The sequence below is a fragment of the Macrococcus sp. GL_134 genome (assembly GCF_057834705.1).
The window spans coordinates 1,255,103-1,276,545 of the sequence record NZ_CM174409.1 but is presented as its reverse complement, the minus strand read 5'-3'; the positions used below and the strand labels follow the sequence as shown (position 1 = coordinate 1,276,545).

The following is a 21,443-nucleotide window of genomic DNA, read 5'->3' as shown; positions in this document are numbered from 1 at the left end:
GAGCTACAAGATGAATATCTGAAGAGTTCGACATTTGTTTTTCTATTTTGACCTAACACTTTTGATTAGGGAGTCTAATAGGTTTTCATACTAAGCACATGCCTATATTTTAGGACGTGCAAGGTAAGAAACAGGACACCCACCTGTATATAGCAGGCCAAAATAATCAACTTTAAGATGACGGCTCAGTCGGATGTTATCGATACACAGGACTTCGGTCCTGTGTATTTTTTTATGCAGTCAACTGACTGCTGTGATAAAATATAGATAATATCATGTGAAAGTATGTGAAATGATGAAACATCAGTTTTCGAGAAATGAATTAGCCTATGGTAAAGAGGGGCTTAAGCTGCTGAACAGTCAGACGGTCGCTGTACTAGGTGTCGGTGGTGTCGGTTCTTTTGCAGCAGAGGCACTCGCAAGAACCAACATTGGACATATCATATTAATTGACAAGGATGACGTGGATATTACTAATGTCAACCGTCAGCTGCATGCGTTGACGACAACAGTGGGCCAGTCTAAAGTGACATTGATGGAAGAGCGTATCAAGTTGATCAACCCGGACTGCAAAGTGACAGCAATGCATATGTTCTATACAGAAGAGACTTATGAACAGCTGTTTGAGTATGATATCGATTATATCGTCGATGCTTCTGATACCATCGTCTATAAGATTCACCTGATGAAAGAATGTCTGAAACGTGGAATTAAAATTATTTCAAGTATGGGTGCTGCCAACAAGACGGATCCAACGCGTTTTCAAATTGAGGATATCTCAAAAACACATACGGATCCGATGGCAAAAGTGATACGGACGCGCCTTAAAAAAGAAGGGATCAAAAAAGGTATCCCAGTTGTATTTTCAGATGAAAGTCCGATTGTCATCAGAGAAGACGTGAAATCCTATGTCGGTAATCCGGATGCAACTATCCGAAAAGCGCAGCTGCCGCCGTCATCCAATGCATTCGTACCGAGTGTAGTCGGTCTGATTTGTGCAAGCTATGTCATCAATGATATCTTAAAAGACATCCCTGTCCGACGGGTTAAAGATAAAGGACAATAAAGGCTGGAACAGACATGTTCCAGCTTTTTTTGATTGGTTATGGATCATAACGTTTTCTTAAACTTTTCTTAAAATTCTCTCCTTTTACTTCTTGATCAATGTTTTACAGGTATAATGAACATGAAGTCAACAACGGCAAGAGGAGGGAATAGAGTGGAACAGCAACCATATAGTCTTGAAGTCAATGAGCTGAGGAAAGATATTGGTAAACGTCAGATTATCAAGGGACTGACATTTCAAGTGAGAAAGGGCGAGGTGTTCGGATTTCTTGGTCCGAACGGTGCTGGTAAGACGACGACAATCAGAATGATTGTCGGATTAACGACACCAACAGACGGTGACATCAGAATACTTGGTCACAATGTCGTTACCGAGCGCGCTGAAGCAATGAAAAAGATAGGCGCCATTGTAGAAAATCCTGAATTATATCCTTTTTTATCTGGACTAGAGAATCTGAAGCAGTATGCCCGAATGCAGGAGGGTATCACTGACGAAGACATTCGTCGTGTCATCAAACTAGTTGGACTGGAGAATCGTATCAAGGACAAAGTAAAGAAGTATTCTCTTGGTATGAGGCAGCGTCTCGGACTTGCTCAGGCACTCCTTCACAATCCCGAAGTGCTTATTCTCGATGAACCGACAAATGGTCTTGATCCTGCAGGCATTCGTGAAATCCGCGACTACATCAGGCGGCTTGCCAAAGAACAAGGAATGTCTGTCATTGTTTCAAGTCACTTGCTTGCTGAGATGGAACTGATGTGCGATCGTTTTGGTATTATTAAAAATGGACAGATGGTTAGAATAGAAGATGTCAACACTGCTACTACTGGAAATGATCATCTGCGGCATCAGTTTGATGTCTATCCAGTGGAACGGGCGGTCAGCTATTTCACTGATAAAGAGCTTCCATTTGAAATCAATCATGAGATGATCACTGTGACTTGCCCGTCTAACAGTGTGCCAGGTATCGTTCGAGATTTAGTGCAGCAGGATATCGATGTATATGGTGTCGTTCGCTCTAAACAATCACTTGAAGAACGCTTCCTTGAACTGACAAACGATGGAGGTGAGGGCATTGTTTAATTTAATACGTAACGAATGGATCAAGTATTTCAATCGCCTCAGTACGTATATCATGCTGGCTATGATTGTCGGTTTATTTTTCATCATCAACTTCTTCGCCTTAACGTTTGATACGGGTGTAGAGATGAACAGAGTCTATTCAAATGATAACTGGAAGCAGGAAGTAAAGACGGATATCAAAGATATGTCCGACGAACTGAACAAGTTAACTAGTCAGAATCAGGACAATTTTGACCAGCAGGAATTCACGAAGATGGCGACATTGCAGCAAGAGATTCCAAGGCTGCAGTTTTATCTGGACAATGATGTTCAGCCGCCAGCTGCTAACAATTTATATGATAACTTACTATCCGCTTCATCCATTATCAGCTTTGTCATCATTATGGTTATCGTCATCACAAGTGGCTTGATGAGCCGTGAACATCAGCAGGGCACTATTAAGCTGCTGCTTATCAGACCAGCGTCACGACTTAAAATATTCTTCTCAAAATGGTTGACGGCTGTGCTTATTTCTATTACATTCACCCTGTTTGCTTATGCAATAGGCGGCATCAATGGTTTGATTACCGGCAAGATGAATCCAACGTCGCAGCATGCAGTGTCGAATATGATGGAAGGCACTTATCACATGGAGAACTTCTGGCCTTTCTTCTTTAAAGTGATGACAAATGATATTATATACGTCGTTATTTTTGCGACTATTACCTACGTGCTGTCTGTTCTATTCAAAAATACAGCAATTTCACTTGGTATAACGATCGGCCTGTTCTTCTTCAGTGGTCTGATTACCAGCTATGTTGCCCAGAAGACAGAGTTAGTAAAATTCATCTGGCCGGCCAACTGGTCGCTCAATCAGTACATGGATTATATGGGGGCACCACCTGTCGATGACATGACTTACACCTTCAGCTTCATCTACAATATCATCGCAATCGCTGTCGTGCTTGGCATCGCATTATGGGTATTCATCAAACGCGATGTAGCAGACTAAAAAAAGAAGTGACCGAGGTCACTTCTTTTGTTCGTTGATGGCATCATAAATTTGCTTGAACTGTGCTTCGGATTTACTCGTATCTTTCGGCTGATAGTATTTGGCATTCTTTAAGTTGTCGGGCAAATACTGCTGGTTGACATATCCACCTTTGAAATCATGCGGGTACTGATAACGGATACCATTGCCCAGAGCTTTTGCGCCTTGATAATGCGCATCTTTTAAATGTTTTGGAATGTCACCGGATCTGCCCGTTCTGACATCAGACAATGCCCGGTCTATAGCAGTGATGGCAGAGTTGGATTTAGGACTGAGACAGAGTTCGATGACAGCTTGAGCTAACGGAATGCGAGCTTCCGGAAACCCGAGCCGCTCTGCTGCTTCGATGGCGGCAAGTGTACGTGAGGCTGCCTGAGGTGAGGCAAGGCCGATGTCTTCAAAACTGATGACGAGCAACCGACGGGTAATGGTCGGAAGGTCACCCCCATTGATCAACCGGGCAAGGTAATGAAGTGCCGCATCGACATCGCTTCCTCTAATAGATTTTTGAAAGGCACTCATGATGTCATAATGCATATCACCGTCCTTGTCAAAGTTAAACGACGACTTCTGGAGACAGTCTTCAGCGTCTTTACGTGTGATGACAATGGTCCCGTCCTGTGCTGTCGATGATAAAACAGCAAGTTCAAGAGCGTTCAGACTAGCTCTGACGTCACCGCCGGAAGCCAGTACAAAATGATCCATTCCTGCTTTTTCTATATCAATCGATTCATTGCCAAAGCCATTCACAGGGTCAGTGAGTGCCCGTTCAAGAGCTGTCCGGATATCTTCTTCAGTCAATGAATGAAGTTCAAATATTTGTGCCCGTGAGCGGATGGCAGGATTAATGGCATGATATGGATTGGACGTCGTCGCACCAATTAAGATGATCCGGCCGTTTTCAAGATGCGGCAGCAGGAAATCCTGTTTCGCTTTGTCGAGACGGTGAATTTCATCCAGCAATAGAATGACCTGGCCGGACATCTTTGCTTCTTCAGCGACTATCTGCAAATCTTTTTTTGTATCAGTGACAGCATTCAGTTGTCTGAATTTTACCGCTGTCGATCCGGCGATTGCACGAGCAATACTTGTTTTACCGGTACCGGGCGGGCCGTACAAAATCATCGAGGACAACCGTCTTGCATCAACCATTCTTCTGATGATTCCACCGGGACCCACTAAGTGCTGCTGACCGATGACTTGATCAATCGTCGTCGGTCGCATTCTATAAGCTAAAGGTTCCATCATCATCCTCCTTTTTTATTAAAGTTTACCTTATTTTCGCGACAAATGTGATAAAATTGATTTAACAAAAAGGAGACGTCTGGATGAAAATATCAACTAAAGGCCGTTATGGTCTTACATTAATGATCAGCCTGGCAAAACGTTACGGACAGGGAACTGTGTCTTTGAAGACAATTGCTGAGGAGAATAGTTTGAGTGATCTATACTTGGAGCAGTTAGTAGGGCCGTTAAGAAATGCCGGACTTATCCGAAGTGTCCGCGGCGCAAAGGGCGGTTATCAACTGATGAAAGCGCCAGGAGACATTACAGCAGGTGACATCATCCGGCTGCTGGAAGGTCCTATTATACCAGTCGAAGGTATTGAAGATGAACCACCGGCGCAAAAACAACTCTGGATGAGTATACGTGATGCTGTCAAACAAGTACTGGACGAAACGACACTTGAAGATTTAATGGATTACAAAGATGAAGATATCATTGAAGGCTATATGTTCTATATTTAAAAAGCAGCTCTCGAGTGAGAGCTGCTTTTTATGATGTGACTTCTTTTAATATTTCATAGCTGCGGCGCTGCTTGTCAAGGTCATAAATATAGGACACTGCTATAATTTCATCTGCATGATATTGATTCTGGAAGTCTTCCAGTTGTTTTGAAATTGTTTCTTTGGAGCCGATGAGTGAAGCCGCTGTGCGTGATGTTGCCATCATTTTCTCCTGCGGGCTCCAGATGGCATCAATGTCATGGGTCGGCGGCTGCAGCGGCTGTCTTGAATTTCTGACAATGCTTAAAAACATCATATGCGTACTTGTCGCCAGAAATTCCGCTTCTTCATCAGTTTCAGCAGCAATGACATTCATGCCGATGATCACATAGGGCTTATCCAGATACTCAGAAGGTGTGAAGAGATTTCTGTAGATGGCAATCGCTTCTTTCATCTGCTCAGGTGCGAAGTGAGCAGCAAACACATAAGGAAGTCCGAGACGTGCCGCAAGGTGAGCAGAATCAGTGGATGAACCGAGAATATATAATGGCACATTGGTGTCCACACCCGGATATGCTTTTACATAGCCCTGCTTATGTTCCGGCCCGAAATAGTCAAGAAGCGCCTTGACATCATCCGGAAATGTATAGACAGATTCATGCTGATTTCTTCTGAGGGCGCTTGCAGTCATCATATCAGTGCCAGGCGCCCGGCCGAGCCCTAGGTTCAGACGATTCGGATAGATGGTTTCGAGCGTGCCGAACTGTTCAGCAACGATGAGCGGTGTATGGTTCGGCAGCATGATACCACCTGCACCTACTTGAATACGCTTCGTATGAGCAAGTACATGATTGATGAGGACAACTGTCGCTGAACTCGCTAAGTTCGGCGTATTATGATGTTCCGCAATCCAGAACCGGTTATAGCCGAGCTCTTCGACAGTCTGAGCCAAGTTGACAACATTCTGGATGGCCTGACGATTCGTTTCTCCCTGTCTTAATATAGCAAGGTCCAGTACAGATACTGGAATCTTTGTATTGTTCATTGATAAACCTTCTTTCTCCTAGTTATATAGGACAGTTTAGCATCCAGGGAATAGGTAGAGAAACGAATATGCCTGACGACCGGATTGTTCCCCGGCGAACATAGCGGCCAGAATATTCGCGGGAGCCCTGCCAAACGAACATAGCGGCCAGAATATTCGCGGGAGACGCGCCAAACGAATATAGCGGCCAGAATATTCGCGGGAGCCCTGCCAAACGAACATAGCGGCCAGAATATTCGCGGGAGACCCCAAACGAAAATAGCGGTCAGAATATTCGCGGGAGCCCTGCCAAAAGAACATAGCGGCCAGGATATTCGCGGGGGGACGCGCCAAACGAACACACCCGTTAACCATTGTTTAACAGGTGCTCCTTAATCATGGTGTCAATCGTCTCCGGCAGCCGATAAGTGGTGCGATTGATTTTGATGAGCCGCTTCTCCTCTACGTAGCTCTTGATATAAAGCTGGAGTGTCCTGACTGTAAAATAGTCGCCGAAAAATTCCGCGAGGCAGCGGATGCTGAATTCATGGACGTCATGTACTGAACAGTAATAAATCATATTAATGTTGAGGACTTCACTGATCGAAAAAGTAGTCCGGCAGTCGGTACATTTCATCTGCTGCTTTCTGCCGTTCAGACTTAAACAATAACATGACGGACAGTTGAAGCCGTTTTTGAGCTGACCCGCAGCACGATGATGATAGAATGGATTGGTTTTCAGTTGGTCTGTAAGAAAAACTTCGTGTAACTGAGGGAATAGCTCGTCACTGACCTGTAACTCGTTGATTATTCTTGTCAGTTTAGTCAGTTTGATGATTGCATCGTCAGGCTGCAGGCCGAATATATGGCTGTCACCTGTCCAGACGATATAACCATGAACCTGCAGGTAAACCTTTCGTCGTTGAAGCCAGTGAGCGAGTATGCTTTTAGCCCGCTCCAGCTGGTTCAATGGATTACTGACTTCTCTGCCGTTTTGAAAATGCCATTTTCCGGAACGGATCTCATAATCGTGGCGGTGGTTTTTCACCTCTAATATAATGACGCGCTGGCGGGTAATGATGACATGATCCAGCTGAATATAATTCTGGTCATGCTCGAGTAGTATATTGCTCACGTACCACCGGCCGTCAAGCGCCTTCTGCAGAATTTCTCCGACGAGCCGTTCCCCGTTGAACCCGTTCCTTTCCTTGTCAAGCAGCTTCTTGTCGGCATCGTCTAAAATACATCTCTTACTCAGTACTTCTAAGTTGATCAGTGTCCTCGTCACTCGAGCACCTCCTACTTTATAATCGGTAAAAATCGCGAAATGATTTATTACAAATTGTAAAGTTCCAGTAACTAGCTATTTACATGAATCGGTGCTATTATAGAGTATTGAAAAATACGGAAAGGATGTTCAAGATGCAAGTGTATGCAGATTATTCAGCGACAACGCCCGTTTCGCCTCATGTTTTAGAAGAGATGACAGCGGTCTATGAGACGACATTCGGCAATCCCTCATCTATTCACCAGACGGGGCGGAATGCGCGGCAAATCATTGATCAGTCTCGTCGGGAAATTGCAGGTGCTATTCATGCACAACCGAAGGAAATCATCTTCACGAGCGGTGCTACAGAATCGAATAATACCGCGATTAAAGGAGCAGCATACAAGAATAAGCACCTTGGGCATCATTTGATTACGACTCAGATTGAACATCATTCTGTGCTGCACGTCTTTGAATATCTTGAAAAGCAAGGCTTCGAAGTGACCTATCTGCCGGTCAGTCATGAGGGCCTGTTAAATATAGACGATTTAAAAGAGGCACTTAGAGAAGACACTATTCTCGTCTCTGTGATGTTCGGCAATAATGAAGTAGGGACTATTCAACCCGTTGATGACATCGGCGCACTGTTGTCAGACCATCAGGCGCTCTTCCATGTAGATGCAGTTCAGACTGCCGGACATCTGCCGCTTGATGTCAACGAACTGAACGTTGATATGATGAGCTTGACCGCTCATAAGTTCTATGGTCCTAAAGGTGTCGGATTGCTTTATATCAAAGAGGGGACACCGTTGGAATACTCACAGCTCGGTGGCTCACAGGAAACAAAGCGCCGTGCAGGAACAGAGAATGTTCCGTTGATCAAAGGAATGGCAAGAGCATTAACTGAAGTCGTCAGTCAGCTGGACGACCATAACATCCGACTGATGCAGCTGAAAGAATATTTCTTAAATGGTCTGCAGCAGCGGTCCATTCCATTTGAAGTGAATGGAGACAAGAATATGCAGCTTGCACACATCACCAATTTATACTTTCCGTTCAGCGATGTTGAAATAATGTTGACGTTACTGGACATGGCTGGTGTCTATGTGTCGAGCGGCTCTGCATGTACTGCTGGATCCATTGAACCTTCACATGTTCTGTCAGCTATGTTCGGCGATGATCCGCGGACGAAGCGCTCCATCAGATTCAGTTTCGGTCATGAGATGACTGAAGACCAATTAGATTATATTGCAGATCAACTGTTGAAAATATACGAAATGAATAGAGAAAGAAGCGAATTCAATGGAAAATAAACAAACGAAAGTCGTCGTCGGTATGTCCGGCGGTGTCGATAGTTCAGTCACAGCACTGCTCTTGAAAGAACAAGGCTATGATGTGATCGGTATTTTTATGAAGAACTGGGATGATACAGACGAAAACGGTGTGTGTACTGCGACTGAAGATTACGAAGATGTCATAGCGGTCTGCAATCAGATCGGGATCCCGTATTACGCAGTTAATTTTGAACAGGAATATTGGGACAAAGTATTCACATATTTCCTCGATGAATATAAAAAAGGACGGACACCCAACCCTGACGTCATGTGCAATAAAGAAATCAAATTCAAGGCGTTTCTTGACCACGCATTGAAACTAGGTGCAGATTATGTGGCAACTGGTCATTACGCACAAGTTCGCCGTAATGACGATGGCACCGTCGACATGCTGCGGGGTATCGACAACAACAAAGATCAGACGTATTTCTTGAACCAGCTGACTCAACAACAGCTGCAGCACGTGATGTTCCCGCTCGGTCATCTGGAAAAATCGGAAGTGCGCGCTATTGCAGAGAAATACCAGCTGGCGACTGCCAAGAAAAAAGATTCCACGGGTATATGTTTTATCGGTGAAAGAAACTTCAAAGAATTTCTAAGTCAGTATCTGCCGGCAACAAGGGGTCGTATGACTACGCTTGACGGTAAAGATATGGGGCAGCATGCGGGATTAATGTACTATACAATCGGTCAACGTCACGGACTTGGTATAGGTGGTGACGGGGATCCGTGGTTTGTCGTCGGCAAAAATCTTGATGACAATGTGCTGTATGTAGAGCAGGGCTTCCATCATGACACGTTGTACAGTGATTACTTGATTGCCTCAGACTTCAGCTTTGTCGGGGAGATGGACCTCTCAGAACCGCTCAGCTGTACAGCGAAGTTCAGATATCGTCAGCAGGACACTCAAGTCACAGTTGAAAAAATATCAGATACACAGCTGAAAGTGACGTTCGCTGAGTCGGTGCGCGCAATTACACCGGGACAGGCGGTTGTCTTTTACCAGGGCGAGGTTTGTCTGGGCGGGGCAACGATTGATGATGTCTTTAAGCATGAACACCAACTGACATATGTCGTCTAAGAAGACATATGTCTTCTTTTTTTATAGTTTGATATAATGAGGATTATTGGAGGTTGTTATGGACGAACAGCAGTTAATTGAACTTATACAGCAGAAAAAATATGAGCAGGCACTTGAAATGCTTTTTAAAGCGATAGAAGAACAGCCTGATGAACCGAATCACTATATCAATACAGGAACCATTCTCGCAGATGCCGGCAAAGTAGAAGAAGCAGAACGTTTTTTCCAGAAAGCATTGACACTGGATTCTGAGCACGGTGGTGCCTATTACGGTCTCGCAAACATTTATTTTAATCATGAGCGTTATAGTGAGGCCGTCAAGCTCTATCAGAAAGCACTTGTTGTGAACAAGGAAGATGCTGACATTCACTATATGCTGGGCATGAGTTTTATCAATTCAGGTGATTTCAATGCTGCACTGCCTTATATGATGCGCAGTTACGAAATTAAGCCGGCTGATGATGAGATTGCTTTTCAGTACGGTCTGATTTTGTGCCAGCTATCGATGTACGACGAAGCAGTGGCTGTTTTAAACGAACTACTCGTGCGTCAGCCTGAACATACGGACGCTCTTTATAATTTAGCACTTGCCCGGTACATGCTGGATGATGATGCAGAACAAGCGATAAATACATTTAAGCGGGTCACAGCAATACAGCCTGACCACTTGCTTGCAGGGCATGCGATTAACATGTTCGGACAACTGAAGGAGGAGTAACTGTGGAAAACATGTCTTTATTTGATCAGCCGTTTGTCAAAGGAACCATTATCCGTATTTTATTTCAGAATGCGGATAATTTTTATACTGTTTTGAAAGCGGAAGTGGTAGATTCAAATGAAGATTTTGAAGAAGAGGTCACAGTTACAGGGTACTTCCCTCAAATTGCTGAAGGTGATACTTATACTTTTACCGGCAGGGTAGTAACGCACGCTAAATATGGAAAGCAGCTGGCAGCTGAGAAATTTGAGAAAGAAATGCCGCAGACAAAAGATGGCGTCATCCATTACTTATCGAGTGACCTTTTTAAAGGTATCGGCAAAAAAATTGCACGTCAAATCGTTGACACACTCGGTGATGATGCACTGAAAATGATTATGGAAGATAGAGCGGTCCTTGACCAGGTGCCTAAGCTCTCCACCGAAAAAAAGGATATGATCTATCAGACGATCAATGACAACCAGGCGATAGAAAAGACGATGATCAAGCTGAATGACTGGGGTTTCGGACCGCAGCTGGCGATGAAGATCTATCAGTATTACAAAGAGGATACTATTAAAACAATTAAGGAATCGCCGTATCGACTCGTGATGGATATTCAAGGAATCGGTTTTAACAAAGCCGATGAATTAGCACAGCGCTTAGGAATGGAAGGAAATCATCCGGAACGTCTGAAAGCGGCGCTCGTCTATGCGATGGAGCAGGCATGTCTACAGAACGGCCATACGTATATTCCGGAAGATATGCTCCTTGAAACGGCTTATCATTTACTGACGAAAAGTGGTGAAATGATTGATTCCGGACTACTGGTCAACAAACTCCTTGAACTGACTGAAGAGAAGATTCTTGTCAATGATGATGATCGTATTTATTTGCCGAGTCTATATTATTCTGAAATGAAGACGGTGCAGACGCTGCATCGACTGATGAACCATCAGGATAACATCAAACAGTTTGAACAGTCTGAAGTGCTTTTGATGATCGGGGAGCTTGAAGACCTCTTTGAAGTGAGCTATGCCGCTAAGCAGCGTGAAGCACTGCAAATAGCGATGAACAGCAAGATGATGATTTTATCAGGCGGCCCCGGTACAGGGAAGACAACAGTGATCAGAGGAATTGTCAATCTGTACGCTGAACTTCACGGCCTCAGTCTCGACTATAAGGACTATGAGCAGTCTGACTTCCCGATTGCCGTTGCAGCACCAACTGGCCGCGCATCAAAACGACTGGCAGAATCCACTGGTCTAGAGGCGACTACCATTCATCGTTTGATCGGCTGGACACGTGAGAGTAAGCCGGATGATATTCTTGAGAATGAAATCACTGCGAAGATCGTCATTATCGATGAAATGTCCATGGTCGACACATGGTTGATGTTTCAGCTGATGCGGGCAGTGCCGAATGACTGCCAGCTGATTTTTGTCGGCGATCAAGATCAGCTGCCGTCAGTCGGGCCGGGTCAGGTGTTCAGAGATATGATTGATTCTAAGATTATGCCGCAGGTTGAACTGGAAGAAGTGTATCGTCAACAAGAAGGCTCATCCATCATAGAACTGGCCCATCAGATTAAGCGCAATCAGTCATTTGATATAGCCGCGCGCTATAACGACCGCTCCTTTATTCCATGTTCCACCGATCAAATACCTCAGGTCATCAATCAAGTAGTGGCTCGCGCTGTTGATAAAGGATATGACAAAAGAGATATACAAGTGCTTGCGCCGATCTATAAAGGAAAAGCAGGTATTAAATTTCTTAATCAGGAACTGCAGGATATATTGAATCCAAAAGCTGATGACAAACGAGAACTGCAGTTTGGTGAAATTGTTTATCGTAAAAACGATAAAGTGCTGCAGCTTGTCAATCGACCGGAAGATAATGTTTTCAACGGGGACATCGGTGAAGTGATTGGTATATTCATGGCCGCTGAAAATGCCTTGAACAAAGACGTTGTTGTCGTAGATTATGACGGAAATGAGGTCACCTATACGAAACAGGACTTAACAGAACTGACTCATGCCTACTGCTGCTCTATCCATAAAGCGCAGGGCTCGGAGTTCCCGATTGTTATCATGCCGGTCGTCCGTGCTTATTACCGTATGCTGCAGAAAAACATATTGTATACTGGTTTGACACGTGCGAAGCAGTCACTGATTATCTGCGGGGAACGTCAGGCATTTGATGAGGGAATCAGTAGAACTGGACTGGAACGGATGACCTCTTTCAGTGAGACGTTGAGAGCTTACTTCAACGATGATGATAAGGAGGTGCATATCCCGGTCGGTGAGCTGACTGAAGATAACATGCATCTTATATCACCTCTCATCAATATGGAAGGTATTTCGCCTTATGATTATCAAACAGTTGACGAATAGCCGTATTGTCCATATAATTTAATTATTCAGTGAGTGATGAGTAAAGTGATTCGTTGTTCTAAGAGACGTACCGGTCGGTGTAAGGTACGCAATGATCATTTGAAGGCTGCATTCACAGTGTAAATCAATAATTCTTTGAGTGATGACTTCGGTCATAACTAGGGTGGTACCGCGAACACGTTCGTCCCTTTCTGGGGCGGGCGTTTATTTTATTTTAAGGAGAGATAACTTAATGAAACGATTAACTGCTGCTGAAATCAGACAGATGTATCTTGATTTCTTTGTTGAAAAAGGCCATATGATTGAGCCGTCTGCACCACTTGTACCGATTGATGATAATACGCTGCTTTGGATCAACTCCGGTGTAGCGACGTTGAAAAAATATTTTGACGGACGGGTTATTCCTAATAATCCAAGAATCGTCAATGCTCAAAAATCAATACGAACGAATGATATCGAAAATGTCGGGTTCACTGCACGTCACCATACATTCTTTGAAATGCTTGGTAATTTCTCTATCGGCGATTACTTCAAAAAAGAAGCCATTGAGTGGGCATGGGAATTCCTGACAAGTGAACGATGGATGGCGATTGATCCAAGTAAGCTATATGTGACGATCCATCCAGAAGACACTGAAGCATATGAGCTGTGGGTCAACGAGATTGGTCTGACAGATGACCGGATTACGCGAATTGAAGGTAACTTCTGGGATATCGGTGAAGGACCATCTGGACCGAATACCGAGATTTTCTACGACCGTGGTGAGGATTACGGACAGGATGATCCAGCTGAGGAGATGTATCCAGGTGGAGAGAATGAACGTTATCTCGAAGTATGGAACTTAGTGTTCTCAGAATTCAACCATAATCCTGACCATACGTATTCTCCGCTTCCAAAGCAGAATATTGATACAGGGATGGGGCTTGAACGGATGGCGAGCGTGTCTCAGAATGTAAGAACCAACTTTGACACGGATCTCTTCCAGCCGATTATTAAACAGACTGAGCAGATTTCAGGTAAAACATATGGAACATTAAAAGAAGATGATGTTGCATTTAAAGTCATTGCAGACCATATCCGTACAGTGGCATTTGCAGTCGGAGATGGTGCTCTGCCATCAAATGAGGGCCGCGGTTATGTGCTCCGTCGTCTACTGCGTCGTGCGGTAAGATTTGCACAAAAACTTGAAATCAATCAGCCGTTTATGTATGAACTGGTGGATATCGTCGCTGAAATAATGAAGCCTTATTATCCAAACGTCGAAGCTCAGAAAGATTTCATCAAACGAGTGATTAAATCTGAAGAAGAACGATTCTATGAGACGCTGGAAGAAGGTCTTGTACATTTCAATCGACTGAAAGAAGAAGCAGCAAGCGGTTCACATGAACTGCGCGGTGAAGATGTGTTCAAGCTGTATGATACATTCGGTTTTCCTGTTGAACTGACTGAAGAGCTGGCAGAAGAAAACGGACTGAACATTGACCGTGCAGGTTTCAAAACGGCGATGGAAGAGCAGCGGACACGTGCAAGAGAATCCCGTCAAAAAACTCAGAGCATGCAGGTTCAAAACGAAACATTGGCAAATATCAGTACGCCGAGTCGTTTTGTCGGCTATGAGACGTTGACAGCAACGACTGAAATAGAAAACATCATCTTTGCTGGTGAAGAAGTCAGTGAAGTTGAAGGAGAACAAACGATTCAGTTTATTCTGCGTGAGACACCGTTCTATGCAGTGAGCGGAGGTCAGATTGCTGACAGAGGTACTGTCAGCCATGATGACTTTGAAATCGCAGTCACTGAGGTCACTAAGGCACCGAATGGCCAGAATCTGCATACAGGAACGATTCAGTTCGGCCGCGTTCATGTCGGATCCACTGTTGAAGCGGCTGTAGATGCTGGTTTTAGAAATGATATCATCAAAAATCATAGTGCGACTCATTTAATGCACGCAGCATTAAAACAAGTGCTGGGCACACATGTTAATCAGGCCGGCTCATTAGTAACGCCCGAACGCCTGCGCTTTGACTTCTCTCACTTTGGTCCTGTGACGTCTGAAGAACTGGACAAAGTAGAAGCGATTGTCAATGAGAAAATATGGGCAAACATCAAAGTAAGTATCGAAGAGATGCCGATTGAACAGGCAAAAGAAAAGGGTGCAATGGCACTGTTCGGAGAGAAGTACGGCGATGTGGTCCGTGTCGTTGAAATGAGTGAATTTTCAATTGAACTATGTGGTGGTGTTCACGTAAGAAACACAGCAGAGATAGGTTTATTCAAGATTGTTTCTGAATCGGGAACAGGGGCAGGTGTCCGGCGTATTGAGGCGGTGACAGGCAAAGCTGCCTATGACTTCATGACTCAGTATGAAACAGCAGTGAATCAGTTGATGATACCGTTAAAGGCGAGAGATCTTGAGCAGTTCGAGACAAAGATTGTTGAGCTTATACAGTCAGAAAAGCAGCTGACAAAACAGCTTGGAGAACTTAATAAAGAACTATCCACCTTAAAGGTCGGAGACATCAAAGAACAGGTTGAAACCATTAACGGTATTCAAATACTCGCAATGGAAGTGCCTGCTGATGACGCTAAAGCACTGCGTGAATTGATGGATGATTATAAATCTAAACTTCCTGACACCATGATATTCCTTGTTGCTGCCAATGATAAATTAAACTACATGGCGACAGTCGCTCAATCGTTGACTGACCGCGTACATGCCGGCAACTTGATTAAAGGTGTCGCTGAAGTGACATCCGGTAAAGGTGGCGGACGCCCTGACTCAGCTCAAGGTGGTGCAAATGACCCTTCAAAAATAACAGAGGCATTACAATTTGTTAAAGACCACATATCTTCACTATAAATTAACGCTATAATATAGTATGATACAAAGTGAATCAATGTCAGTATAAGGGGTGTTTACAGTGGAAAATTTCGATAAAACAATGAAGTTTAACTTTGATGAGCTGCCGAAAGAAGAAGTACGTACTGTTCTTCTCAATGTGTATCATACACTTGAAGAACGAGGCTATAATCCAATCAATCAGATTGTCGGCTATCTATTGTCTGGAGATCCTGCCTATATTCCAAGACATAATGATGCGCGCAATCAGATCAGAAGATTGGATAGAGATGACATTATGGAACAGCTGGTTTCCAGTTATATTCATTCAGAGAAAGAATCAAATGAATAAGGCAATCGGTCTGGATGTAGGGACGAAAACAATTGGTGTCGCACTGAGCGATGCTATGGGATGGACTGCACAAGGGCTTGAAACACTCCGCATCAACGAACAAGAAGGTTACTTAGGCATTGATCGGCTGCAGGAAATCATTGAAGAACATCAAGTGAATGTGGCTGTGATCGGCCTTCCAAAAAACATGAACAACACTGTAGGTCCAAGAGGAGAAGCATCGCTGCATTTCAGTGAACTACTGAAAGAAGCTGTTCCGCACTTAGAAATCGTGATGTGGGATGAGCGGTTATCAACAGTAGCCGCTGAACGTTCTTTGCTGGAAGCAGATGTATCGCGCAAAAAGCGAAAAGCAGTGATAGACAAAATGGCAGCAGTATTTATCTTACAAGGGTACTTAAATTCAAAATCATAGAGGAGAATAGCAATGACAGAACATAATCATAACCATGAAAACGAAGAAATCAACGGAACTTTAGATATCAATAACGAAGAAGAATTACTGACGTTATATGATGAAGATAACAATGAAGTACTTTATCGCAAAGTACTGGAGTTCTACAATCCTGAATTCGACAAAAACTATGTTATCTTAGCTGAAGAAGGCGCATCTGATGAAGATGAAATCGAGTTGATTCCGATGATCAATGTTCCTAATGAAACAGGTGACGGCGGTAAATTCCTACCGGTTGAAACAGATGAAGAATGGGATATGATTGAGGAAATCGTTAATACTGAAATTGACGAGGAAAATTTCTAGGAACTAAGGGTGACTTTATGAGGAATCGTAATGAAGAAATCAAGGATGCAAAATCAGCGTCGAGGATCATCTCTGCTGTAGTCATCGGCTTATTGATGCTCGGCCTCATCGCTGCAGGGATAGCTGGGTTCTTCTATTTTACTGCCAGCCAGAAACCACTGGACCCTGGCAATGAAAGCACAACTAAAATAGAAGTTCTGCCTGGTGAAACGGCAACGATGATCGGAGATAAGCTTGAAAAAAATAAGATCATCAAAAGCAGTGACATGTTCAAGTATTATTTGAAGTTCAACAATATTTCAAACTTCCAGGCAGGCAGCTATGAGCTGTCACCATCAATGACTTTCAAACAGATTTCAAAAAGTCTGCAGGAAGGTAAAATCTACGTACCGGTCGCGTTCAAGATGAATATTCCGGAAGGGATGACCATTGATCAGATTGCAGATATCGTTGCTAAAAACACAACTATTAAAGCAGCGGACTTCGAAAAAACAGTGAATAGCAAAGCATTCGTCAAAAAAATGCAGAAGAAACATCCGAAGCTGATTGCCGATGATGTATTTGATAAAGAGGTGAAGAGACCGCTTGAAGGCTACCTTTATCCGGCGACTTATGAATTTACTGAAGAGAATCCGACGACTGAAGAAATCGTTGATAAAATGCTGACTGCGACTCAGGATAATGCTTTTCCATTATGGGATAAGTATGGCGGTATCGTCATTAATGAAATGGGTACAGAAAAGCGGCTGACATTCCATGAGTTTCTGACATTCAGCTCTTTAGTAGAACGGGAAGCAACAGGCTTGACGGACCGTGCAAAAATTGCTTCTGTCTTCATCAACCGGATGGAAGAAAATCCACCTATGCCTCTTCAGACGGACCCTACTGTACTATATTCACTAGGTCGTCACAAAGAAGTCACATATGAAGAAGACTTAAAAGTAGATTCCCCTTATAATACGTATCAAAATACAGGTCTTCCGCCCGGTCCTATCGCAACAAGTGGTAAGGCTTCGATGGAGAGTGTACTGAATCCGGCACAGACGGATTACTTATACTTCCTGGCTGACTCTGATGGCAAGAATTACTTCTCTAAAACGCTTGAAGAACATAACAAACTGAAAGCTGAACATATTGATAACTAGTGGTCATCGTTAAATGTTCCTGTTCTTAAATGAGCAGGAACGTTTTTTAGGTCATCCTTTCATTCAATCAAGAGAGACTGTAAAATTAAGACTTAATTTTTATGCGGATATGTGATACAATATTTTGAATGAATTCAAATTCTACCGGCCATGTGGTTGGTAGTTTTTCTGTTAAAGGATTGAGTCGTGTTGAATAATAGATCATATATCACACAATTGAATAAGAATACAGAAGTAGATGTGTTACGTGATGATGCACTGGCAAATCAAGTTCCCATTATGGATAAAGTGGCGCTCGAACTTGTGAAGCAGCTGATCAGAATTCAAGGGGCATCATCCATTCTTGAAATAGGGACAGCCATCGGTTATAGTGCGCTGCATTTTGCTTCGGTCAATGACCAGATTGAAGTGACAACGATTGAAAGAAATAAAGAGATGTATGAGCAGGCAGTGACAAATGTTGCGGCATTTCACTGCGAAGACCGTATCCGTCTCATCTTTAATGATGCGGCAGAAGCATTTTCTGATGTGAACGACAGGCAGTATGATATATTGTTTATCGATGCAGCGAAAGCACAGTCGAAGAAATTCTTTGAATTATACAGTCCGCTTGTTAAACGCGGTGGACTCATCATTACTGACAACATTTTGTATCATGACTTCGTCGGCCATATCGAAATTGTCAGAAGCCGTAACGTCAAACAAATGGTAAGGAAAATTGAGCAATACAACAACTGGTTGAAAGAACAGCCGGGCTATACAACAAATTTTATAGATTTAGGAGATGGCATGAGCATCTCGGTAAAGGAGTTTTAATATGACAGAATTACTGGTTACCCCAAAGTCACTGGACCATCTAAAAGTGCTGATTGAAGCGGGAGCTGATGCCTTCGTGATCGGTGAACAGAAATACGGCTTAAGATTAGCCGGAGAATTCAAACAGCAGGATTTGCTGACAGCTGTTGACCTCATCCACTCAGCCGGAAAAAAAGCTTATGTGGCAGTCAATGGTTTATTCCATAATGAACATCTTGATGATGTCGAAAATTATATTAAATGGCTGCACGACATCAAGGTTGACCGTATTATTTTTGGTGATCCTGCTGTCATGATGTATGTCAAAGAACAGGAACAGCCGCTGCCACTGCACTGGAATCAGGAGACAGTCGTTACGAATCACTTTCAGTGTAATTACTGGGGAGAAAGAGGCGCAGTGCGAGCGGTACTTGCCCGTGAATTAAGTATGGAAGAAGTCATTGAAATCAAAGAGAATGCCAATGTTGAAATCGAAGTTCAAGTGCATGGCATGACATGTATGTTCCAGTCGAAACGTCAGCTGCTCGGCAATTATTTCCTTTACCAGGAAAAAGCAATGAAAATCGAAAATCGCCAGGACGAAAAGAACATGTTACTTTACGATGAAGAACGTAATAATAAGTATCCGATTTTTGAAGATGCTAACGGGACTCATATCATGAGCCCTAATGACATTTGTGTCATAGAAGAGCTTGAGGAACTGTTTGAAGCAGGGATAGACAGCTTTAAAATCGACGGCGTACTGCATTCAGAAGAATATATCACTGAAGTGACTAAACAATATAGAAAAGCAATTGATTTGTACGAAGAAGATCCAGATCTATACGATGACGAGAAATTCGGACTGCTGGAAGTGATTGAAGATATTCAGCCTGAATACCGTCCATTAGACCAAGGGTTCCTCTACAAACAAACTGTTTATTAAGGGTGAGAGACATGAAAACAGAAATGGAATTAATCAAACCGAAACAAATGCTGAAGAAACCTGAACTTCTTGCGCCGGCCGGCAATCTTGAAAAATTAAAAGTGGCAGTGCACTATGGTGCCGATGCTGTATTTATCGGCGGTCAGGAGTACGGCTTACGGTCGAACGCTGATAACTTTACAATGGAAGAAATCAGAGAAGGTGCAGAATTCGCGGCGAAATACGGTGCCAAAGTCTATGTGACTACTAATATCTTTGCACATGACGAAAATATTCCAGGACTTGAAGACTACTTACAAGGTCTTGAAGCAGCAGGAGCTACCGGCATTATCGTGGCAGACCCGTTAATCATTGAGACGTGTAAACGTGTCGCACCAAAACTCGAAATTCATTTGAGCACGCAGCAGTCACTCTCCAACTGGAAAGCAGTGGAGTATTGGAAAAATGAAGGATTGGAACGTGTGGTTTTAGCAAGGGAAACAAGCGCCGATGAAATTCAATTAATGAAAGAAAAAGTGGATATCGAGATAGAGGCATTTGTACACGGTGCAATGTGTATCGCCTATTCAGGCCGCTGTACATTAAGCAATCATATGACAGCGCGTGATTCTAACCGTGGCGGCTGCTGTCAGAGCTGTCGCTGGGATTATGATCTATTGTCTGTAGACAATGATGATATTGACGTTGTTTTTGAAGGTGATGATGTCACCCCATTTGCGATGAGTCCGAAAGACTTGAAATTGATTGAATCGATTCCAAGAATGATCGATATCGGTGTAGATTCTCTAAAAATAGAAGGACGCATGAAATCCATCCATTATATTGCAACGGTAGTCTCTGTCTATCGTAAAGTCATCGATGCTTATTGTGCTGATCCTGCCAATTTCAAGATTGATCCAGAATGGCTCATCGAGCTTGATAAATGCGCAAACCGCGATACAGCACCTGCCTTTTTTGAAGGGGTTCCTGGATTTGAAGAGCAGATGTTCGGGCATCAGCAGTCTAAAAAAACGCCTTTTGATTTCTGTGGTTTAGTGTTAGACTATGATGAAAAGACACAGATGGCAACAGTACAGCAGCGCAATAATTTCAAGCCGGGCATGGAAATTGAATTCTTTGGTCCTGAAATCAGTAACTTCAAACAAATCGTCGATAAGATTTATGACGAAGAAGGGAACGTGCTTGATGCAGCACGTCACCCATTGCAAATTGTGCAGTTCAAAGTTGCGCATCCAGTATATAAAAATAATATGATGCGGAAGGAAATCGGCTGATGAAAACGACCATTATTGGTATTGCGGGTGGTTCAGGGTCTGGGAAGACATCTGTGACGTCTCAGATAATGAAAAATCTGGAAGGGTTCAGTGTGGCGCTTATTGAGCAGGATTACTATTACAAAGATCAATCTCACTTAAGCTTTAATGAGCGGTTGAAAACTAACTATGACCATCCATTTGCCTTTGACAATGATTTGCTCTATCAGAATTTAGTGGACTTAAGAGACGGAAAAATGGTCAAAGTACCGACCTACGACTATACGATCCATACAAGAAGCGAGAAAACGATTACATTTGAGCCAAAAGATGTTATTATAGTAGAGGGAATTTTCGCACTCGAGAATGAAAAATTACGTGATTTAATGGATGTTAAAATATATGTTGATACTGATGCCGATCTTCGGATTCTTCGCAGACTTGTAAGAGACATCGAAGAACGAGACCGTACGATGGAATCAGTCATCGACCAATATCTGACAGTTGTTAGACCGATGCATAATCAATTCATCGAACCGACGAAGAGATATGCAGATATTATCATTCCAGAGGGCGGCAGCAATACCGTCGCCATCGATATCATGACGACTAAAATACAATCATTAGTTAGAAATTAAAGAACGAGAAAAG

20 protein-coding genes and 1 other RNA gene are annotated in these 21,443 nt (G+C 43.3%); 18 read left to right on the top strand and 3 right to left on the bottom strand.

Annotation, left to right across the window (positions count from 1 at the left end):
- Positions 1–12 precede the first annotated feature (12 nt).
- The 4 genes from ssrS (at position 13) to AC3IPL_RS06585 (ending at position 3,140) form a co-directional block, all read left to right on the top strand.
- Positions 13–200, top strand: a non-coding RNA gene (gene ssrS, locus AC3IPL_RS06600) — 6S RNA.
- Between the two features lie 95 nt (positions 201–295).
- Complete coding sequence (locus AC3IPL_RS06595) at positions 296–1,066, top strand: tRNA threonylcarbamoyladenosine dehydratase (RefSeq protein WP_489242302.1); 771 nt, start codon at positions 296–298, stop codon at positions 1,064–1,066.
- Between the two features lie 153 nt (positions 1,067–1,219).
- Complete coding sequence (locus tag AC3IPL_RS06590; protein ID WP_489239987.1) at positions 1,220–2,149, top strand: ABC transporter ATP-binding protein; 930 nt, start codon at positions 1,220–1,222, stop codon at positions 2,147–2,149.
- Positions 2,142–3,140 carry an ABC transporter permease gene (locus tag AC3IPL_RS06585; RefSeq protein ID WP_489239985.1) on the top strand — a complete coding sequence of 333 codons (999 nt, stop codon included), beginning with the start codon at positions 2,142–2,144 and terminating at the stop codon, positions 3,138–3,140. Before AC3IPL_RS06590 ends, AC3IPL_RS06585 begins: the two co-directional genes overlap by 8 nt.
- 18 nt (positions 3,141–3,158) lie before the next feature.
- Here AC3IPL_RS06585 and AC3IPL_RS06580 read toward each other — a convergent pair whose 3' ends face one another.
- Positions 3,159–4,430, bottom strand: a complete 1,272-nt coding sequence (locus AC3IPL_RS06580) for a replication-associated recombination protein A (RefSeq protein WP_489239984.1) — start codon at positions 4,428–4,430, stop codon at positions 3,159–3,161.
- A gap of 77 nt (positions 4,431–4,507) precedes the next feature.
- Between AC3IPL_RS06580 and cymR the strand changes: the two genes are divergently transcribed.
- Complete coding sequence (gene cymR, locus AC3IPL_RS06575; RefSeq protein ID WP_489239982.1) at positions 4,508–4,927, top strand: cysteine metabolism transcriptional regulator CymR; 420 nt, start codon at positions 4,508–4,510, stop codon at positions 4,925–4,927.
- Positions 4,928–4,955: 28 nt separating this feature from the next.
- On the opposite strand, the gene AC3IPL_RS06570 is transcribed toward cymR, so the two are convergent.
- The gene (locus AC3IPL_RS06570; protein ID WP_489239980.1) at positions 4,956–5,951 is read right to left on the bottom strand and encodes an LLM class flavin-dependent oxidoreductase; all 996 of its coding nucleotides are present in this window, start codon (positions 5,949–5,951) and stop codon (positions 4,956–4,958) included.
- Positions 5,952–6,297: 346 nt separating this feature from the next.
- Complete coding sequence (locus AC3IPL_RS06565) at positions 6,298–7,218, bottom strand: nuclease-related domain-containing protein (protein WP_489239978.1); 921 nt, start codon at positions 7,216–7,218, stop codon at positions 6,298–6,300.
- Positions 7,219–7,352: 134 nt separating this feature from the next.
- Between AC3IPL_RS06565 and AC3IPL_RS06560 the strand changes: the two genes are divergently transcribed.
- The 13 genes from AC3IPL_RS06560 to udk all read left to right on the top strand — a co-directional run bounded on the left by AC3IPL_RS06560 (position 7,353) and on the right by udk (position 21,430).
- On the top strand, positions 7,353–8,510 hold the full coding sequence (locus tag AC3IPL_RS06560) for a cysteine desulfurase family protein (RefSeq protein WP_489239976.1): 1,158 nt from the start codon (positions 7,353–7,355) through the stop codon (positions 8,508–8,510).
- Positions 8,500–9,612: a tRNA 2-thiouridine(34) synthase MnmA gene (gene mnmA, locus AC3IPL_RS06555; protein ID WP_489239974.1), complete on the top strand. Its 1,113-nt coding sequence runs from the start codon at positions 8,500–8,502 to the stop codon at positions 9,610–9,612. Before AC3IPL_RS06560 ends, mnmA begins: the two co-directional genes overlap by 11 nt.
- A gap of 58 nt (positions 9,613–9,670) precedes the next feature.
- Positions 9,671–10,330 (top strand): tetratricopeptide repeat protein, encoded by a 660-nt coding sequence (locus AC3IPL_RS06550; protein ID WP_489239973.1) that lies wholly within the window; start codon positions 9,671–9,673, stop codon positions 10,328–10,330.
- Positions 10,331–10,332: 2 nt separating this feature from the next.
- The gene (gene recD2, locus AC3IPL_RS06545; RefSeq protein ID WP_489239972.1) at positions 10,333–12,702 is read left to right on the top strand and encodes an SF1B family DNA helicase RecD2; all 2,370 of its coding nucleotides are present in this window, start codon (positions 10,333–10,335) and stop codon (positions 12,700–12,702) included.
- Between the two features lie 232 nt (positions 12,703–12,934).
- On the top strand, positions 12,935–15,562 hold the full coding sequence (gene alaS, locus AC3IPL_RS06540; RefSeq protein ID WP_489239971.1) for an alanine--tRNA ligase: 2,628 nt from the start codon (positions 12,935–12,937) through the stop codon (positions 15,560–15,562).
- A 61-nt stretch (positions 15,563–15,623) separates the two neighbouring features.
- Entirely contained in the window at positions 15,624–15,893 is a 270-nt protein-coding gene (locus AC3IPL_RS06535; protein ID WP_489239969.1) for an IreB family regulatory phosphoprotein, read from the top strand.
- On the top strand, positions 15,886–16,308 hold the full coding sequence (gene ruvX, locus AC3IPL_RS06530; RefSeq protein ID WP_489239967.1) for a Holliday junction resolvase RuvX: 423 nt from the start codon (positions 15,886–15,888) through the stop codon (positions 16,306–16,308). Before AC3IPL_RS06535 ends, ruvX begins: the two co-directional genes overlap by 8 nt.
- A 12-nt stretch (positions 16,309–16,320) precedes the next feature.
- Complete coding sequence (locus tag AC3IPL_RS06525) at positions 16,321–16,653, top strand: DUF1292 domain-containing protein (RefSeq protein ID WP_489239966.1); 333 nt, start codon at positions 16,321–16,323, stop codon at positions 16,651–16,653.
- Positions 16,654–16,670: 17 nt separating this feature from the next.
- Positions 16,671–17,798, top strand: coding sequence for an endolytic transglycosylase MltG (mltG, locus tag AC3IPL_RS06520; protein WP_489239964.1), 1,128 nt, complete (start codon positions 16,671–16,673; stop codon positions 17,796–17,798).
- Positions 17,799–17,984: 186 nt separating this feature from the next.
- Entirely contained in the window at positions 17,985–18,614 is a 630-nt protein-coding gene (locus AC3IPL_RS06515; RefSeq protein WP_489239962.1) for an O-methyltransferase, read from the top strand.
- A 1-nt stretch (position 18,615) separates the two neighbouring features.
- Positions 18,616–19,539, top strand: coding sequence for a peptidase U32 family protein (locus AC3IPL_RS06510; RefSeq protein WP_489239960.1), 924 nt, complete (start codon positions 18,616–18,618; stop codon positions 19,537–19,539).
- Positions 19,540–19,550: 11 nt separating this feature from the next.
- Positions 19,551–20,813: a peptidase U32 family protein gene (locus AC3IPL_RS06505; RefSeq protein WP_489239958.1), complete on the top strand. Its 1,263-nt coding sequence runs from the start codon at positions 19,551–19,553 to the stop codon at positions 20,811–20,813.
- Positions 20,810–21,430: a uridine kinase gene (gene udk, locus AC3IPL_RS06500; protein WP_489242300.1), complete on the top strand. Its 621-nt coding sequence runs from the start codon at positions 20,810–20,812 to the stop codon at positions 21,428–21,430. The genes AC3IPL_RS06505 and udk overlap by 4 nt, the downstream gene beginning before the upstream one ends.
- Positions 21,431–21,443: the final 13 nt, after the last annotated feature.

Bases quoted from the DNA above. Each gene is read 5' to 3' on its own strand.
- AC3IPL_RS06595 (WP_489242302.1), top strand. From the start codon at position 296: ATGAAACATCAGTTTTCGAGAAATGAATTAGCCTATGGTAAAGAGGGG.
- AC3IPL_RS06580 (WP_489239984.1), bottom strand. From the start codon at position 4,430: ATGATGATGGAACCTTTAGCTTATAGAATGCGACCGACGACGATTGAT.
- cymR (WP_489239982.1), top strand. From the start codon at position 4,508: ATGAAAATATCAACTAAAGGCCGTTATGGTCTTACATTAATGATCAGC.
- AC3IPL_RS06570 (WP_489239980.1), bottom strand. From the start codon at position 5,951: ATGAACAATACAAAGATTCCAGTATCTGTACTGGACCTTGCTATATTA.
- AC3IPL_RS06560 (WP_489239976.1), top strand. From the start codon at position 7,353: ATGCAAGTGTATGCAGATTATTCAGCGACAACGCCCGTTTCGCCTCAT.
- mnmA (WP_489239974.1), top strand. From the start codon at position 8,500: ATGGAAAATAAACAAACGAAAGTCGTCGTCGGTATGTCCGGCGGTGTC.
- AC3IPL_RS06550 (WP_489239973.1), top strand. From the start codon at position 9,671: ATGGACGAACAGCAGTTAATTGAACTTATACAGCAGAAAAAATATGAG.
- alaS (WP_489239971.1), top strand. From the start codon at position 12,935: ATGAAACGATTAACTGCTGCTGAAATCAGACAGATGTATCTTGATTTC.
- ruvX (WP_489239967.1), top strand. From the start codon at position 15,886: ATGAATAAGGCAATCGGTCTGGATGTAGGGACGAAAACAATTGGTGTC.
- AC3IPL_RS06525 (WP_489239966.1), top strand. From the start codon at position 16,321: ATGACAGAACATAATCATAACCATGAAAACGAAGAAATCAACGGAACT.
- mltG (WP_489239964.1), top strand. From the start codon at position 16,671: ATGAGGAATCGTAATGAAGAAATCAAGGATGCAAAATCAGCGTCGAGG.
- AC3IPL_RS06510 (WP_489239960.1), top strand. From the start codon at position 18,616: ATGACAGAATTACTGGTTACCCCAAAGTCACTGGACCATCTAAAAGTG.
- AC3IPL_RS06505 (WP_489239958.1), top strand. From the start codon at position 19,551: ATGAAAACAGAAATGGAATTAATCAAACCGAAACAAATGCTGAAGAAA.